Genomic DNA, 15,341 nt, shown 5'->3' on the forward strand with positions numbered 1-15,341 from the left:
CGCGCCCCCGATCGGCCCCGCGAGGTGAGGAGGAAGCGCCGTTGCCCTACGTCCTCGGGATCGATGTGGCACAAGGGCGGACCCACGCCGCGACCTGCCACCGTCAAGGCCCCGGCTGGGGCGAACCCGAACCGCTCTGGCTGGGTGAACGGACCCCGGCCGCCGCGTCCGCGCTGTTCCTGGACGACGAGGGGTACCTGCTCACCGGGGACGCGGCCGCGCAGGCGGGCGCCCGGGTCCCGTCCCGGCTGCTCACCGGCTTCCACCGGCGGATCGGCGACGACGTGCCGATGCTCGTCGAAGGCGAGCCGTTCCCGCCCGAGACGCTGACCACCGTGCTCGTCGAAAGCATCGCCGAGCACGCCTCGAACCAGTTCGGCGGAGCGCCGCACCACCTGGTGCTGACCCACCCCGGCGACTGGGGCGGCTACCGCCGTGACGTGCTGCGCCGCGCACTGGCCGACGCCGGGTTCCCCGCGGTCACGCTGATCCCCGGCTCGATCGCCGCGCTCGGCGCGCACCTCCCCGTCCCCGTGCCCGGCGCGACCGCGGCCGGGGTCTGCGAGTTCGGCGCCGACGGCGTGAACGTCACGCTGGCCACGGCGACCGGCGCGAGCGGCTGGCAGCCGGCCGCGAGCGCCGAGGGCGTGGCCCCGGCCGCCGCGCTCAGCACGCTCTTCGCCCTGGCGAACGCGGCGTCGACGTCCCCCAAGGGACTCGCCGGTGTGGTGTTCTGCGGTGACGTCCCGCCGCACGCGCTGCCGGCCCGGCCGCCGTGCCCGGTGTTCGCGGGACCGGTTCCGCCGGCGACCACCGCCCTCGGCGCGGCCGCCGTCGCGGCGCTGCGTGCGGACCATCGCGGTGCCCCGCACGAACCCCCCGCCGTCGAGACCACCCTGCTCCCCCAGGTGGACACGCTCGGTGACCTCGGCGAGCGGCCGCCCCGGCCGCCGGTCGAGATCACGCCGTTCGAGCTGCCCGAGAAGAGCAGCCCGATGAACCTGTTCCGGCGGCGCCGTCCCCTCGCCGCCGCGGTCCTCGTGTTCGCCGCGGCCATCTCGGCCGTCGTCATCACTGTCACCGCCCGCGAAGCCACCGCCGGCCCCGACTCCTCCCCCGCCCCGAGCCACTGCGCCCGCCCCGGCGCCCCCTCCGGTGAAGGTCACTGTTGAACACTCTGCTTTCGCAGGTTTCCCCGCTTCGCACCGTCCCGGTGCACCCGGCGGCGCGACAGCTGCTCGACCAGGTCACGGCCGATCCGGCCGCCCCCCTGCGGCTGGCCGTCGTCGCGCCCGGCGGGTACGGCAAGAGCGTGCTGCTCGCCGCGCTCGACCGCCGCTACCGCGCGGCCGGCGTCGAGGCCCTGCTCGTCGACGACGCCGACCGGCTGGGTCCCGACCAGCTCGAGGAGCTGCTCACCGGCGCGGACGGGCCCATCGTCGTCGCGCACCGGCCCGCGGCGGTGGCGTCGAGCTGGACGCTGCTGCAGCTCGGGCCCCTGGGCGTCGAGGACGTCGCGCAGCTGATCGCGGCGGTGAAGGGTTCGCCCGCCGACCCCGCGGCGGCGGCCGAGCTCCACGCACGCAGCGGCGGGGTGCCGCGGCTGGCCGAGCGCGAGCTGCTCGGGCGGTTGGAGGACTTCCGCCCGGAGCTGGACGAGCTCGACGACGACGTCCTGCGCTACCTGATCGCGGCCGAAGCCGGGGCGGGGCGCAACCTGGATCTGCTGTGCGCGTTGCTGGATCGGGGCCCCGACCAGCTGCCCTCGATCGTCGACGCCGCCCGCGCGACCGGCCTGCTCGGCCCGGACGACGCACTGCTGCCACTGGCCGCGGCCGCGGTCCGCGACTTCGGGCCGCCCGCGCGGAGGCTGACGACGGTGCAGCGGCTCGTCGAGCTGCAACTGGCGAACGGCCTCCCGGTGCTCGACCTGGCACGTTCCCTGCTGGGCACGGGAAGTTCGGGCGCATCGGCGGCGGCGGCATTCGCGGCGGCGGCAGCGGAAGCCCTGCCCTCCGACACACGGCTGGCGACTCGGCTGTTCGAAGCGGCGGCGGAGGCGGGCGACCGGTCCTCGGCGGTCACGGCGGGCTGGGCGCGCGCGACGGCGTTGTCGGGAGATCTTGATACGGCATTGCGCCTCGGCGACGGAATGCTCGGCGCGGCCGACCCGGAGACCCGCGCGGCCGGCGCGGCGATCGCGGCGACCGTGTTGGCGCACCGGGGCGAGCTGGCGCGCAGTGCGGAGCTGTATCACTGGGCTTCGCGCAGCGCCGAGACGATGACCGCCGGCGGCGGGCTCACCAGTGGGGCCGGACAGCCCGGCGCGACCGGGCTCGCCGGCGCCGGCACCTGGGCGGGAGCCGATGCGTTCGCGGCGATCGCGCTGGTCGGCACCGGCGACCTCGATGGCGCCCGGCGGCTGCTTGACGCCCCGGCGCCCGGCGTCGCCCCGACGTTGTTCGCCGGCGCGGCCACCCGGATGGCCCGCGGCATCGCCGATTCAGTGTCCGGCTGCGCGACGGAAACGTTGTCGACCCTGCTCGGCGCAGCGGCGATGCTCGAGCCGGCGCTGGGCGGCACGTTGCTGCCCGACAGCCCGGCGGCTCTGGCCGCACTCGCCGCGCTCCACACGGGTGAGCTGGCGCTGGCGGAGCCGGTGCTGACCCGGGCGCTGGACGGCGGGATCGGCGGTGACCTGTTGTCCGTGCGGCACCGGCTGCTGCTGGGCTGGGTCGCGATGACGGCGGGCGACCTCGCGACGGCGGCCGAACACCGCAACGCCGTCGCCGGCCGCACGCTGGAAGCCCGCGACGAGCTGTTCTTCGCGACCCTGGAGCTCGGCCTGGCGCGCCGGGCCAGCGATCTGGTGGGGTTGCAGCGGTCGTGGCACCGGGCCTACCAGGCGTCGATGCGGCAGCAGACGGACCTGTTCACCCTGTTGCCGCTGGGCGAGCTGGCGATCGCGGCGGCCCGCACGGGCGCGTTCGCGAAGATTTCGGGCCAGCTGGAACGCGCCCACACCCTGCTGGCCCGCCTCGGCGAGCCTCCACTGTGGACGGTATCGCTGGTGTGGCACGAGCTGCACGCGGCAATCACGCTGGAGGACACGGACGCGGCGAAGGCCCACCTGGCGACGTTGGCGACGCACGCCCACTGCGGCCGTTACCCGAGCGCGCTGGCGACGGCGGCCCAGTGCTGGCTGTCGGTCCTGGGCGGAACGTTCGCCCCGGACACGATCGCCTCGGCGGCGGCCGAGATGCACGACCTGGGCCTGCGCTGGGACGCGGCCCGCCTGGCCGGCCAGGCGGCGATCCGCACGTCCGACCGCAAGGCGATGGTCCAGCTCCTGGAGGCGGCCCGCCAGTTCCAGGGAACGGCGGCCCGCCGGGAGCAGGGAACCTCGGAGCCCGCAGCGGCCGGGACGGGGTTGGCGGCGCTGAGCGAGCGAGAGCTCGAGGTGGCCCGGCTGGTCGTCGAGGGGCTGACGTACAAGCAGGCCGGTTCGAAGCTGTTCATTTCGGGGAAGACGGTGGAGCACCACATGGCCCGGATCCGGGGAAAGCTGGGGGCGGCCGACCGGCGAGAGCTGCTCGCGACTTTGCGAGAGCTGCTTTCCCGCCCGGACGCCCCCTGACGCTGTCCAGGATCAAGGTGCTGTGGTCGCGGTGAAGGTCGCCGCCGGGCCGGTTCCCGTCGCCGTCACCGCCGCCACCGTGAACGTGTACGCCGTCGCCGGCTTCAGGTTGTCCACCACCCTCGTCATGCCCTTGATCGTCGGCTGCGTGACCAGGGCGTCGCGGCCTTCCACCGTGATCGTGCGGCCGTCGGACACCGTGATCGTGTAGGCCAGCACCGGTGTGTCCCCCGTCGCCGCCGGCGGGTTCCAGCGGATCGAGGCCGCCGTCGCGCTCGGCAGGGCACGAGCGCTCGTCGGGACGCCCGGCCCCGCTCCCGGCGTCGGGCCTGGCGTCACCAGGGCCGCGGCCAAGGACGGCTCGCTCGTGCCGTACGCGTTGCGAGCCGCGACGGTCACCGTGTACGCCGTGCCGTCCGTCAGGCCCGGGACCTCCGCGTACGCGCGCTTCGCGAATTCGGCCGCGGACACCGTCGCCGACTTCGTGCGGCCGCCGCCCGTCGCCGTCACCACGTACTCCGTCACCGGCGCGTTGTTGAACGCGTACGTCGGGTTCCACGTCGCGTACAGCTTTCCCGAGACCGCGAACGTGCCGACCCGCGACGGCGCTTCGGCCGGCGCCCCTCCGCCGACCCGGCCCGTGAGGAGGCCGCGATAGGCCGGTTCGAGGCCCGCGTTCGAGACGATCGCCGCCGGGGCGTCGGACGGACGGGCGAGCAGCTTGTTGCCGCGGGTGATCGCGCCCTTGTCGACCTTGTCGCGGTCGCCCTGCTCCCAGTAGTTGTCTTCGGTCAGCGTCGGGTCGTTGTTGCCCAAGCCGTCGCGGTAGTCGACGTGGACCGTGCCGACGTTGAAGTACGCCGTGCCGTACAGGACGTTGCCGCGGATCGTCTCGTACGTGTTGCCGTTGTCCGTGTAGACGGCCTTGCCGAGCCCCCACTGGTCGTGCACCACGTTGCCGGTGACCTTCTCGCCGTCGTCGAGGGAAGTGCCGGTGATGCCCTGGGTGTAGATGCCGCCACCGTCGTCGAGCATGAGCATGTAGTCGAAGATCAGGTTGTCCGACACGGCGTTGTCGTGCGACAGGTTCGGTGTCGCCGGCTTCTGGATCTTGTCCGGCCAGCCACCCCAGCCGACCGAGATCGCCGAGTAGCCGACGTGGTCGATCTGGTTGTGGGAGATGGTGTTCCGCACGGTGTAGCCGTTGACGATCGGGACACCACCGTGGAACTCGCGCGGCAGGCCGTAGAGGTGGTTGTCGGTCACGACGACGTCGCGCACCACGTCGGCGTCGGTGTCCGTGACGGGTTTGTCTACGCCGCCGACCTGGACACCGTTGCCCGAGATGTCGGTGAAGACGTCGCCGCGGACCTCGGATTCCTTGGTGCCGTCGACGAGGTCGAGGCCGGCGCCACCGAGGTGCGCGAACACGCTGTCGCTGAATTCCACGCGCCGCCCGTGGGACACGGAGACGTTCGCGGGTTCGCGCGTCCACGAGGCGTACGGGCAGGTGCCGCCGGGCACGAACTGGCAGAGACCTTGGACGGCCCAGCCGTCGGGACCGGTGTTCGTGTACCCGGCTTGGATTTCGGAGAAGCCCTCGGGCGACGACGGCCTCAGCCACGTCGCGTAGGAGTACCGCAGCCCGCGGAAGGCGACGTCGTGGATCGGCGCATCGGCCGTGCCCCGTGCGTCGACGAGCTTTTCCAGCACCGGCACCTCGACGTCGGCGCGACGCAGGTCCTGCCCCGGTTTCGGCAGGTAGTAGACGAGGTGGGCGGACCGGTCGAGGTACCACTCGCCGGGGGTGTCGAGCAGCTCGAAAGCGTTTTCCGCGTAGGTCGGGTGCCGGCCGTTGGTGAGATCGCCCGGGCCGACCATGTTCACGCTGCGGCCGGGGATGTCCGGGAACAGGACACGTTTCGTCGAGTTGTCCCAGCAGGGCTGGGCCATCGTGATGGTCGTGCCCTGGGCCGCGGCGAGCGGGCAGCGCGGCTCGGTCCACTGGCCGAGGCCGTCGCGCTGGATGTTCCAGAGCGCTTCGCCCGCGGTGTAGACGAACTCGATGTCCTTCGGGTTGCGCCAGTGCGCCAGGGTGTCGGCGCTCGCGGTGTACCCGGTGCCGGTGGCCTTGACGGTCACCGGCAGCGGGTCGCGGGCGCGTTGTTCACGGACACCGTCGACGTAGAGCTGCCGGGTGTTGTCCAGCCCGGCGGGCGCGGCCGCGGCGAACAACCCGGGGCGTCCCGCAACCGGCCGCCAGCCGGTGACGCGCACGCCGCCGTTCAGTTCGGTGTCGCCGCTGCCCTGCCAGATGACGCGATGCCCGTTGCCGCCGGAGTCCCGGGCGTCGAGCAGCAGCGGCTGCGAGAGCCGGAAGACACCGGGGGCGAGGTGCACGGTGAGGTCGCGAGTGAGGTGCGGCGCCCGTTGGCGCACGAGGTCGCGTGCCTTGTCCAGGGTCCGCACGGGCTGGTGCGCGGTCCCCGGTGCGCGGTCGGAGCCGCTCGGCGAGACGTAGACGTCGCGGCCGGCGGAGTCCGGCTCCGCGGCCGCCACCGGGCCGGTCGTGGCGAGCAGCGCGCCCGCCCCCAGGAGAACGGTCGCCACGGTGCGGCGCCGCTTCGAGCCCCACTTGGTCAGCATGAGAGGAAACATAGGATCTCTACGCGGCGATGTCGATAAATTCCCTCTCACCGGGACGCGGTGTCACCTAATCATCGGATGGATGGTTGGTCTCATCCACCGCGCCGACGTCCGGTCAGTCGCGGCTGGGGCCGAACCTCTCCGTGCGGATGCGGTGCGGGTCGTGGCCCAGGGCGACCAGGATGTCCGCCGCCGTCTCGACGAACCCTGTTGGGCCGCAGATGAAGCATTCCGCGCCGAACTCGGCCGGCCAGCCCGCCGTGTTGAGCGTCGGCACGTCCAGGCGTCGAGGGATTCCCGGGCGGCCCTCCGGCAGCTCGCGCGTGTACACGTACGTGATGTCCAGCCCGGGCACCGGCGTGCGCAGCTCGTCGGCGTAGTACAGCTCGGCCGGGGTGCGCAGCGAGTAGATCAGCTTGAACGGCGTGCGGACGCCCGCTGCCCGGCGGGCGCGGATCATCGCCATCAGCGGGACGATGCCCGAACCGCCCGCGATCAGGAGGACCGGTGCCGGATCCGCCGGCCGCCAGACGAACCAGCCGCCGACCGGGCCGCGGATCTCCACCGGGTCACCGATCGCGTACGGGCCGGCCAGGTGCTCGGACACCTCGCCGTCGGCGACGCGCTGGACCGTCAGCTCGACGCGGTCACCGTCGGCGGGCGCGGCGAGCGAGTAGCTGCGCTGCGCGCGGTAGCCGTCGGCTGCGGTGAGCCGGACGTCGACGTGCTGCCCCGCCAGGTGTCCCGGCCAGCCGGGCAGGTCGAAGACGAGCGTGCGGGCCGTCGGTGTCTCGTCGCAGAATTCGGCCAGGCGGGCGACCCGCCAGGCTAGTCGCCCTGATACCGCTGTTCGCGCCATGGATCCCCGTAGTCGTGGTAGCCGACGTTCTCCCAGAAGCCGGGCTCGTCCCGGGTCTTCAGCTCGAGCCCGCGCACCCACTTCGCGGACTTCCAGAAGTACAGGTGCGGAACCAGCAATCGCGCCGGGCCGCCGTGTTCGGGGGTGAGCGGCTTGCCGCCGTACTCGTAGGCAATCCAGGCCTGGCCGTCGAGCAGGTCGGCGAGCGGCAGGTTCGTGGTGTAGCCGCCGTAGGAGTGGACCATGACGTAGTCGGCGGCGGTGTCGAGCCCGCCGACCAGGGTGTCCACCGCGACGCCGCGCCAGCGGGTGTCCAGTTTGGACCACTGGGTGACGCAGTGGATGTCCACTGTGGGCTTCTCGCTGGGCAGGGCCAGCAGCTCGGCCCAGCTCCAGGCGTGCTTCTCGCCGTTCTCGGTGGTGACCGTGAACTCCCACGTCTCCGTGCGCACGCGCGGGGTCGGGCCGGCCGACAGCACGGGGAAGTCCTCGGCCAGGTACTGCCCGGGCGGCAGGCGCGGGTTGCCGCTGCGAGCCCGGCCGCGGAACCCCGGTGTCACGACACCCATCGCGGCCCTCCCTTCCCGGTCGGCCCGAGCCTACGCCCGGACGCGCAGCCCGAGCGACGTGACGAGCACCGCAGCCTGTTCGGGTGACACGATCGCGCCGGCCAGCTCGGCGTTCACCGGATCGAGCGCCGAGAGATCGCTGCCCCGCAGGTCGGCGCGCGGCAGCTTGACGGCATGCAGGGTCGCTGCCGAAAGGTCGACGTCGGCGAACACGGCGTCGGCGCAGTTCGCCCCGGTGAGGTCGGCCTCGCGCATGCGCACCCCGTGGAAGGCGACCGACCGCAGGTCGGCGCCCGCCAGCCCGGCGAACGACCAGTCGCCGCCGGTGACCCGCAGCGGGCGCAGGTCGCACTCGCTGAACGTCGCGCCGACGAGCTTGCACCCGGTGAACTCGGCGTCGAAGAAGTTGCACCGCTTGAAGGCGCAGCCGGTGAACGCCGAGTCCGTGTGCCGGGACGCGTTGAAGCGCACGTTGCCGAACACGCAGTCGGTGAAGACCGAGTTCCGTGTCTGAGCTTCGGAGAAGTCGACCTCGTGGAACTCGCACCGCACGTAGTGCCGTCCGGTGATCTCCTCCCCGTACCAGTCGTCGCGGACGAACCGCTGGTCCTCAACGGGTGGATCTTGCGTGGCATCGGGCACCCCGTCAGGCTAGCGGCAGTCTCCGAGTCCGAAGGGTTCCCCGCATGCTCGATGCTCACGCCGTCCGGGCGGCCGTACCGATGACCGCCGCCGTCGACGCGGTGCGGGAGGCCTTCCTCGACCTCGCCGCCGGCCGTTTCGTGGTGCCGCAACGGTTGTCCTTCGGCGGCGGCACGACGCTGGTGATGAGCGCGTGCCACACGCCGACGTCGACGACGGTGGTCAAGACGCTCAGCCTGGTCGCCGGCCGCACGCCGATGATCCTCGGGACGCTGGTGTGGAACACCGCCGCGGGCCAGGTGGTCGCCGACGCGATCGAGGTGACGACACTGCGCACGGGCGCGGCGTCCGGCGTCGCGACGGACCTGCTCGCCCCGGCCTCCGCCGGCCGCTTGGCGCTGCTGGGCACCGGTGCGCAGGCCGCCGACCAGGTGCGGGCGGTGGCGGCGGTGCGGCCGGTGAGCCGGCTGGCGGTGTTCGGGCGGGATCCGTCGCGTGCTCACGGCTTCGCGGACCGGATGCGTGCCGAGTTCCCGGAGATCGTGACGCGGGTCGCGGCTTCGGCTGCCGACGCCGTCTCCGATGCGGAGATCGTTTGTTGTGCTACTTCGTCTTCGACTCCTCTCTTCGCGGTGGACGACCTGCCTGAGCGGGTGCACGTCAACGCGATCGGGTCTTATCTGCCTTCCATGCGGGAACTTCCGGCCGAGTTGCTCGGTTCGGCCGCGTGCGTGGTGGTGGATCAGGTCGACGCCGTGCTCGAGGAAGCCGGCGAGGTGATCCATGCCGTGGACAGTGGGATCGTGGAGCGTTCCTCCTTGGTCGAGCTCGGCAATGCGTTGCGCACGCCGCCGACGGTGAGCGGGCGGACGGTGTTCAAGTCCGTCGGGCTCGCGGTGCAGGACTGGGCCATCGCCCGGTTGCTGGGTGACGCGCGACCGCGGTGACGGTCGCGAACGGACGACACGCGTGCCTGGATGGACGACACGAGTCCGCCGGCTAGTGCGAGACCGGCGGCCGACCCCGGAACTCGCGTGATCACAGACCGAACTCGCGTGATCGAAGCCGGAACTCGCGTGATTCGGGACGTGACTCGCGTGACTGGGTGGGCATCGCGCGTGACTGGAGGGGCATTGCGCGTGATTGGAGGGGTATCGGACTGTGCTGGAGGGGCGGCGGAGAGCAACGGGGGGCCGCCAAACGGCGCAATCTTGGGGTTGGCGCGTTTGAGCGGTCACCCAAACCGGGAATTTTCCGGACATGTCTCCTTGGCGAACCACCACCAGACGGAACACGGCCGTGCGGGTCATCACGGCGATCGGCGCGATCTTCGCGGGGATCGAAGTCCTTTACATGATCATGGTGCTCGCCGGTGCCAATGCCGGCAACGCATTCTTCATCTTCATCAAGTCGTTGGCGGTCCCTCTCGCGTTGTTCTGGCCGGGGCTGTTCAACGTGGACAACGCCAGCCTGCAGGTCATCCTCGACTTCGGCCTGGCCGCGGTGTTCTGGCTGGTCGTCACCGGCATCATCGCCCGCTTCGCGGGCCGGTGACCGGCGGGCGACACCGCCCTCCGAACTGCCGCCTGTCGTCACCGCCCCCTCCGGTGCCGGCAGGCGGCACACCACCTGGGTGCTGATCCGGCACCGGGCAGCACTATCGCCGCGTGAGAATCACCGCTTTCGCGTGACCTGCCGTGGGCGAGCCACCCGGCCTTCGGCAACACTGGACGGATGAGCGACGGCAGGTGGTTCGACGGCTGGTCGCCGTGGCCGGAGCTGGCCGGGCTGGCCGCGGCCGGGCGTTCCCTGCTCCCGAACGTCCCGGTCACGCCGGCTGCCTTGGTGCGCACGGTCACCGAGCAGCTCGTCGGGCGCCGGCTGACGGCCAAGGTCGACGGCCGCGACGTCGGCCTGACCCTCACCGAACTCGACTACCCGGCCGACAGCCTCCGCTTGGCCACCGGCCGCATCGGCGACGTCCGGATCGTCGCCGAGGACGTCGACTGGCCCGAGCCCGAAGGCGGCAGCATTCCGCTGCGCCGGGTCACCGTGCTCGCCGAAGACGTCCGCCTCCGCTCATTGCCCACTCCCTCCGCCAAGCCCGCCCGCGTGGACCTGCGGATCGCCGTTTCCGCGGACGTGCTCCGCGAAAGGGTGGCGAAGGTCCGGCCCGGGATCGTGGCCGCCCCGGCGGAAAGCGGGCTGCTCCAGATCCACTGGGCGAAGAAGCCGCACTGGGGACACCTGACCTTGGAAGCCCAGGTGGAAGACGACGCCGTCGTGCTCGTGCCCCGGACCCTCCACATCGGACAGCGCACGCTCCGCCCGCCGAAGCGCTTCCAGCCCATCGTGCTTCCCCTGCCCGAACTCCCGCCGGGGATAAAGCTGACCAAGGTGGAGCCGCGGCACGACGAACTCGTGCTGCACACCGTTGCCGAAGAGTGGCCGGAACGGCTTTCCCGCATTCCTCTCGCCGACCTGTTGAGCTGGTTGACCACCGCAGCGGTGACCCTGACTTTGCCGAAACTCGGTTCGCGTCCATGAGAGCCAAGCTACTCGAACGCGCGTTCGAACATCACCACCCACAAGGGTAGAGCCGCGGACTCACCCGTCCCGGTCCCGCAGATACCGCGTGTGATCGGCCTGCCGGTCGACGTCGGACGCGTAGAACCGCTCGGCCACGCGATGCGCCTCCGCCTCGAGCAAATCCAGCTGTGTCACGAGTTCCGAGCCGGCACCGGCCCGCCGGGCCGCGAACCACCACGGCAAGTTCAGGTAAGTCTCCAACGACAGCGGCAAATCCGTGCGCACCAGGCGCTCGACGGCGTGCCGCAGATCGGGATCGGCCGCGAGCCGCGCAGGCTGCGACAGCAGGTCCCGCAGCACTTCGGCGATGCGCCCGACAGTATCCACAGTGGACGCGGGCATGCGCGAAGCCTGCGACGAGACCCGCCGCACCAGGGTTTCCAGCGAAGAGCGCAGCTCGGCAGAGGTATCGGGGACCAGCCGCACCTTCTCCCCCGGCGCGAGCAGCGCGCCCGCCAGGTACAACGCCACCACGACGAACGGCCAGGACCACCCGACCACTCCGGTCAGGTACAGCACGACACCGGCCAGCCCGCCGACGCAGCCGAGAAGGTTCTTCGTGGACCCCAGATAGCGCAGCATCATTGGTACCCGCGGATCTCCTGGAACACGCTCGGCAGCTGGACCTTCCGCGCGTCGAACACCTTGCCCCCGGACATGCCGGCGACCTGGGTCAGCTCGTCGCCGCTGCCCTCGCCGAACAGCACGGTGAACACCGGCACCTGCTTCATCGCCGCCGGCAGCCCGCCGAACGCCGCCTGGAAATCGGCCAGGGACGAGCCGTTCGCGTTCTCGCCGTCGGTCATCAGGACGATCGAGGTGAACCGGTCCGGATCGCGCGCCGCCAGCGGTTCCAGCACGTTATAGGCCTCGGACAGGCTGTCGTAGATCGCCGTCCCGCCGTTCGCGGACAGGCCCTCCGCGAACGCTTTGATCTTGTCCAGCTCGCCCTGCGGGTTCTGCTCCGGCACGGTGAACGTCCGCGGGGTCTTGGGCACGGTGCTGAACGGCAGCATCGTGACCTCCTCCCGGCTCCGGAACCGCCGGAACCGCCCGGTCAGTGAGGTGTCCGCGCCGGTCAGCCCGATGAGCGCCGTCCGGAGCGCCTCGATCCGGTCACCCTCCATCGAACCCGACGTGTCGAGCACGTACAAGGTCCGCGAGGGGCGGCGGATCTTGTCGAAGTAGGCCTGCAGCAGGGCATCCACCGCCTGTTGCGTCGCCGGGAACGGCAGCTCGACGAGGTCGTGCGCCGCGAACTGCCGCCCCAAAGCGACCCCCGGGACGACCGGCCGTCGCTGCGTCGTGTCCATGATCCGCTTCTGGGCGTCGGGAGTCCGCAGGTAGTCCGAAAGCCGCTGGTGCGCCGAACGCGCGTCCGAGCCCGCGTCCGCCAGCAGGGTCAGCGGATAGTCCGCCGTGACGACGCCGTCGCTCGGGTAGACGAGCGTCAGCGGCTCGGGCAGCTTCCCGGACGCGTTCGCCGACAGCAGCACGGACTCGTAGTTGATCAGCCCGTCGACCTTCTGGCCAGGGTCCTGGCCGGTCGCACGCCGCGTGTACGCGTCCGACAGCCAGCCCGAAGACCCGGCCGAAAGCGCCTGCGCGCTGAAGAACTGCGTCAGCTGCGGAGTGACCGAGGCGATCTGCCGGGCGTCGATCGCGTTGCCCGCGCCGGCCAACGCCGAAGCGACGCCGACCAGCGCCGAGAACCCGGAGTTCGACGCCGACGGGTCCGTCATCCCGTAGCTGAACGCCTTCTTCCCGGCCTGCGCGGCGATCTCGCCCCAGCTGACCGGCTTCCCCGCCCAGCCGAGCCGCCGCACCACGGAGGACGCCAGCCCCAGCACCACCGGCGAGCTCATGATCTTGACCTGGTTCCCGAGCCGCTTCGCCGCTTCGGGAATCCCGGCGAGGTAGCGGTTCGACGAGAACCACACGGCGTCGTACTTGCCGTCGACGCTGCCGTTCGCCAGCGCTTCGGCACCCTCCAAAGTCCCGGTGAAGGTGAACTTGACCTTGACTCCGGTGGCCTTCTCGGCCTCGTCGAGCACCGGCTGCAGGTCCGCCAGCTCACTGCCCGCGAGGATCCTGAGCGTCCCCGGCTCAGGGCCCCCTGACGTCGCGGAGGAACAGCCGGCCAGCAACACCACGCTGAGAACCAGCAAAACGAGCTTCTTCACAGTTCCCCCTCGTGCGAGCGCCGCAGGTGGTCTTCGGCGCGGCGAAGCTCCCCGGACAGCGACTCGACGGTGGTCGCCATGGTGCGGACGGCGTCCGCGCGGAAGCCGTCGATCGCGTCGATCGAGGCGTAGATCCGGTCGAACGACGCGCGGATCGTCTCGGTCGCGACGGCCGGGTCGGTGCTCGCCCTGCGGATCTCCGCGGACTGCGTTTCCAGCAGCTCGGAGTTGGCGCGGATCAGCCCGTCGGTCGTCGACTGCAGTGCCGCCACCTCGTCCAGGACGTCCCGCTGACCCGCGAGTGCGGCCGACACGAGCAGCGCGACACGCAGTGCGGACACCGTCGTCGACACCGCCCGCTCGACCCCGCGGATGAGTTCGTCGTTCGTCCGACGTACCAGGTCCAGCGCGAGATACCCTTGCGCGCTCACCGCGAGCTGGGTGAGCAGGTCCTGGTGCCGCTGCCGGATCGGGTACAGGACGTCGCCGCGCAACGCCTGCGCCCGCAGCGGGTCGGTCAGGTCGAAGACGGACGCCTGCCGCTCGATGGCAGCGTCCACGGCTTCGGCGAACGCGGCCGCTTCGGCGAGCTTCCCCAGCACCTTCCACAGCCGCTCGCGCTCGCCCTTGATCGCGGAGTTGTCGCGCCGCAACCGGTCCTGGCGCGTGCGCAGGTCGACGACGAGGGCGTTCACCGGCTCGTTCGCAGCGTGGTACCGGTCGAGAGCCCGCTTCGCGGCGCCCGCCACCGGGAACATCCCGAGCAGCTTCCGCCCGGTCAGCGGCAGTCTGGCCGGGTCCAGCTCCGCGACGGTCCGGCGCAGCCCGGCGAGGCTCGTCGTGACGCCGTCCTGTGGGGAAGCCACGCCGCGCAGGGAGCGGTCCAGCATCGCCCCGGCGACGCCGGCCGCGGCGCGCATGTCGGCTTCACCGACCGCCAGAAGCTCGTCGAGGAGATCGGTGAACTCGGGCGAACGGACGTTCAGTGCTTCCAGCCGCGTGGCGAACCCGTCGGCACGAGCGGTGATCTCCGCGCGCGTGTCGTCCCCGAGGGTGACCAGCCCGGCGGCGCGCTCGGGGGAAACCGCCGTCACGGGCGTGAATTCGGCCATGTCAGTACTGCTTGCCGACGGCGTCGAGCAACCGCTCGAGGGTTTCGAACGAAGGCGGCTCGACGGCGTCCACGAGGTCGGCCGGCGCGTGGGCCTGTGCGGCGACGTCGGCGAACAGCTGCGGGCTGGTGGTGCGGAACCCGAAGGTCGCGGCGAGCTTGCCCAGCTCGGGATCGGTCGCGAGGAGCCGGCCCACCTGGTCGCCGTCACCCGAGAGCGGGACGAGCGTGTGCTTCGAGTAGACCGTCGGCGCGGTGTAGATCATGCGCATGTCGGGCCGGATCGAGCCATCGCCGCGCACCACCCGGTCGACGAACTGCGACTCGTAGATCAGGGCCAGCGGCGTCTTCCCCATGCCCGCCGACAGGTAGTCCTCGAACGGCCCTTCGGTGCTGTTCTGCGTGTACCCCTGGTCGAGGAACAGCTTCGCCACCGCCGGCAGCACCTTCGCCTCCTGGTCGGGCGTGCTGACGACGGTGTTCCCGTTGGCCACGAAGGAAACGATCGACAGGTACATCGCCGCGGAGTTCGACTCACGCGGGTCGGTCGTCGTGACCAGGACGTTCTTGCGCGCCGGGTAGGCGGTGTTGCCGGGCAGCTGGTCCCAGCGCGTCCCGGTCTTCGCCAGGTCGAGGTACTTCGCGATGTCGAGGACGTCGTAGTCGCCGGCGCCCTTGTGCACCACGCCGTTCGCCTTCAGCAGCGCGATGATCGGCTCGAAGGACGCGATCGCCATCGGCGACTGGAACGGCGTGTACACCGTCGTCACCTTGCGGTCGCGCTGGATCTTCTGCGCCGCGGGCGAGGACGACGGGAACGCGAACGCGTACTTCCCGAGGTCGACGGTCGTCGCGATCTGCCGCGAGCCCGCGGTGTCGACTTCGACCTTCAAGCCGTGCCGCGCGAAGGCGTCGACGACGCGCTGGTCGGTGAAGAACGCCTGCTTCTCCGAGCCGATGACGCCACGCACGGTCTTGAGATCCGGCCCTGAGTCGTTGCCCCAGACGATCACCGCCACGACGGCCAGCAGCAGCACCACGGCCAGTCCGATCGACACCCGACGTTTCACGAGCCACTCCCCTCAGCCGCCTTCGCTCATTTGAC

General features: G+C 71.4%; 13 protein-coding genes. 5 read left to right on the forward strand and 8 right to left on the reverse strand.

Annotated elements, in window-relative coordinates:
- Positions 1-41: 41 nt before the first annotated feature.
- A complete protein-coding gene (locus tag QQ657_RS50335; RefSeq protein ID WP_284749567.1) occupies positions 42-1,172 on the forward strand; it encodes an Hsp70 family protein in 1,131 nt (376 codons plus the stop codon).
- Positions 1,169-3,637 carry a helix-turn-helix transcriptional regulator gene (locus tag QQ657_RS50340; RefSeq protein ID WP_284749568.1) on the forward strand — a complete coding sequence of 823 codons (2,469 nt, stop codon included), beginning with the start codon at positions 1,169-1,171 and terminating at the stop codon, positions 3,635-3,637. Before QQ657_RS50335 ends, QQ657_RS50340 begins: the two co-directional genes overlap by 4 nt.
- 12 nt (positions 3,638-3,649) lie before the next feature.
- Here the strand turns inward: QQ657_RS50340 and QQ657_RS50345 are convergent, their stop codons facing one another.
- From QQ657_RS50345 to QQ657_RS50360, 4 genes are all read right to left on the reverse strand, one after another.
- A complete protein-coding gene (locus QQ657_RS50345; RefSeq protein ID WP_284749569.1) occupies positions 3,650-6,283 on the reverse strand; it encodes a fibronectin type III domain-containing protein in 2,634 nt (877 codons plus the stop codon).
- 115 nt (positions 6,284-6,398) lie between these two features.
- The gene (locus QQ657_RS50350) at positions 6,399-7,142 is read right to left on the reverse strand and encodes a ferredoxin reductase (protein WP_284749570.1); all 744 of its coding nucleotides are present in this window, start codon (positions 7,140-7,142) and stop codon (positions 6,399-6,401) included.
- Entirely contained in the window at positions 7,112-7,711 is a 600-nt protein-coding gene (locus tag QQ657_RS50355; RefSeq protein ID WP_284749571.1) for a sulfite oxidase-like oxidoreductase, read from the reverse strand. Before QQ657_RS50355 ends, QQ657_RS50350 begins: the two co-directional genes overlap by 31 nt.
- 30 nt (positions 7,712-7,741) lie before the next feature.
- Positions 7,742-8,353 (reverse strand): pentapeptide repeat-containing protein, encoded by a 612-nt coding sequence (locus tag QQ657_RS50360; protein ID WP_284749572.1) that lies wholly within the window; start codon positions 8,351-8,353, stop codon positions 7,742-7,744.
- A gap of 44 nt (positions 8,354-8,397) precedes the next feature.
- Here QQ657_RS50360 and QQ657_RS50365 point away from each other — a divergent pair, with 44 nt between their 5' ends.
- From QQ657_RS50365 to QQ657_RS50375, 3 genes are all read left to right on the forward strand, one after another.
- Entirely contained in the window at positions 8,398-9,300 is a 903-nt protein-coding gene (locus QQ657_RS50365; RefSeq protein WP_284749573.1) for an ornithine cyclodeaminase family protein, read from the forward strand.
- A 352-nt stretch (positions 9,301-9,652) separates the two neighbouring features.
- Positions 9,653-9,907: a hypothetical protein gene (locus QQ657_RS50370; RefSeq protein ID WP_284749574.1), complete on the forward strand. Its 255-nt coding sequence runs from the start codon at positions 9,653-9,655 to the stop codon at positions 9,905-9,907.
- A gap of 180 nt (positions 9,908-10,087) precedes the next feature.
- Complete coding sequence (locus QQ657_RS50375; protein ID WP_284749575.1) at positions 10,088-10,900, forward strand: LmeA family phospholipid-binding protein; 813 nt, start codon at positions 10,088-10,090, stop codon at positions 10,898-10,900.
- Between the two features lie 60 nt (positions 10,901-10,960).
- Here the strand turns inward: QQ657_RS50375 and QQ657_RS50380 are convergent, their stop codons facing one another.
- The 4 genes from QQ657_RS50380 to QQ657_RS50395 are packed head-to-tail and all read right to left on the reverse strand — an operon-like array spanning position 10,961 to position 15,306.
- On the reverse strand, positions 10,961-11,527 hold the full coding sequence (locus tag QQ657_RS50380; protein ID WP_284749576.1) for a hypothetical protein: 567 nt from the start codon (positions 11,525-11,527) through the stop codon (positions 10,961-10,963).
- Entirely contained in the window at positions 11,524-13,125 is a 1,602-nt protein-coding gene (locus QQ657_RS50385; RefSeq protein WP_284749577.1) for a substrate-binding domain-containing protein, read from the reverse strand. Before QQ657_RS50385 ends, QQ657_RS50380 begins: the two co-directional genes overlap by 4 nt.
- A complete protein-coding gene (locus QQ657_RS50390; protein ID WP_284749578.1) occupies positions 13,122-14,237 on the reverse strand; it encodes a toxic anion resistance protein in 1,116 nt (371 codons plus the stop codon). The genes QQ657_RS50385 and QQ657_RS50390 overlap by 4 nt, the downstream gene beginning before the upstream one ends.
- 1 nt (position 14,238) lies before the next feature.
- Positions 14,239-15,306 (reverse strand): hypothetical protein, encoded by a 1,068-nt coding sequence (locus QQ657_RS50395; protein WP_284749579.1) that lies wholly within the window; start codon positions 15,304-15,306, stop codon positions 14,239-14,241.
- Positions 15,307-15,341: the final 35 nt, after the last annotated feature.

Source organism: Amycolatopsis ponsaeliensis, from assembly GCF_030182635.1.
GTDB classification, from domain to species: domain Bacteria; phylum Actinomycetota; class Actinomycetes; order Mycobacteriales; family Pseudonocardiaceae; genus Amycolatopsis; species Amycolatopsis ponsaeliensis.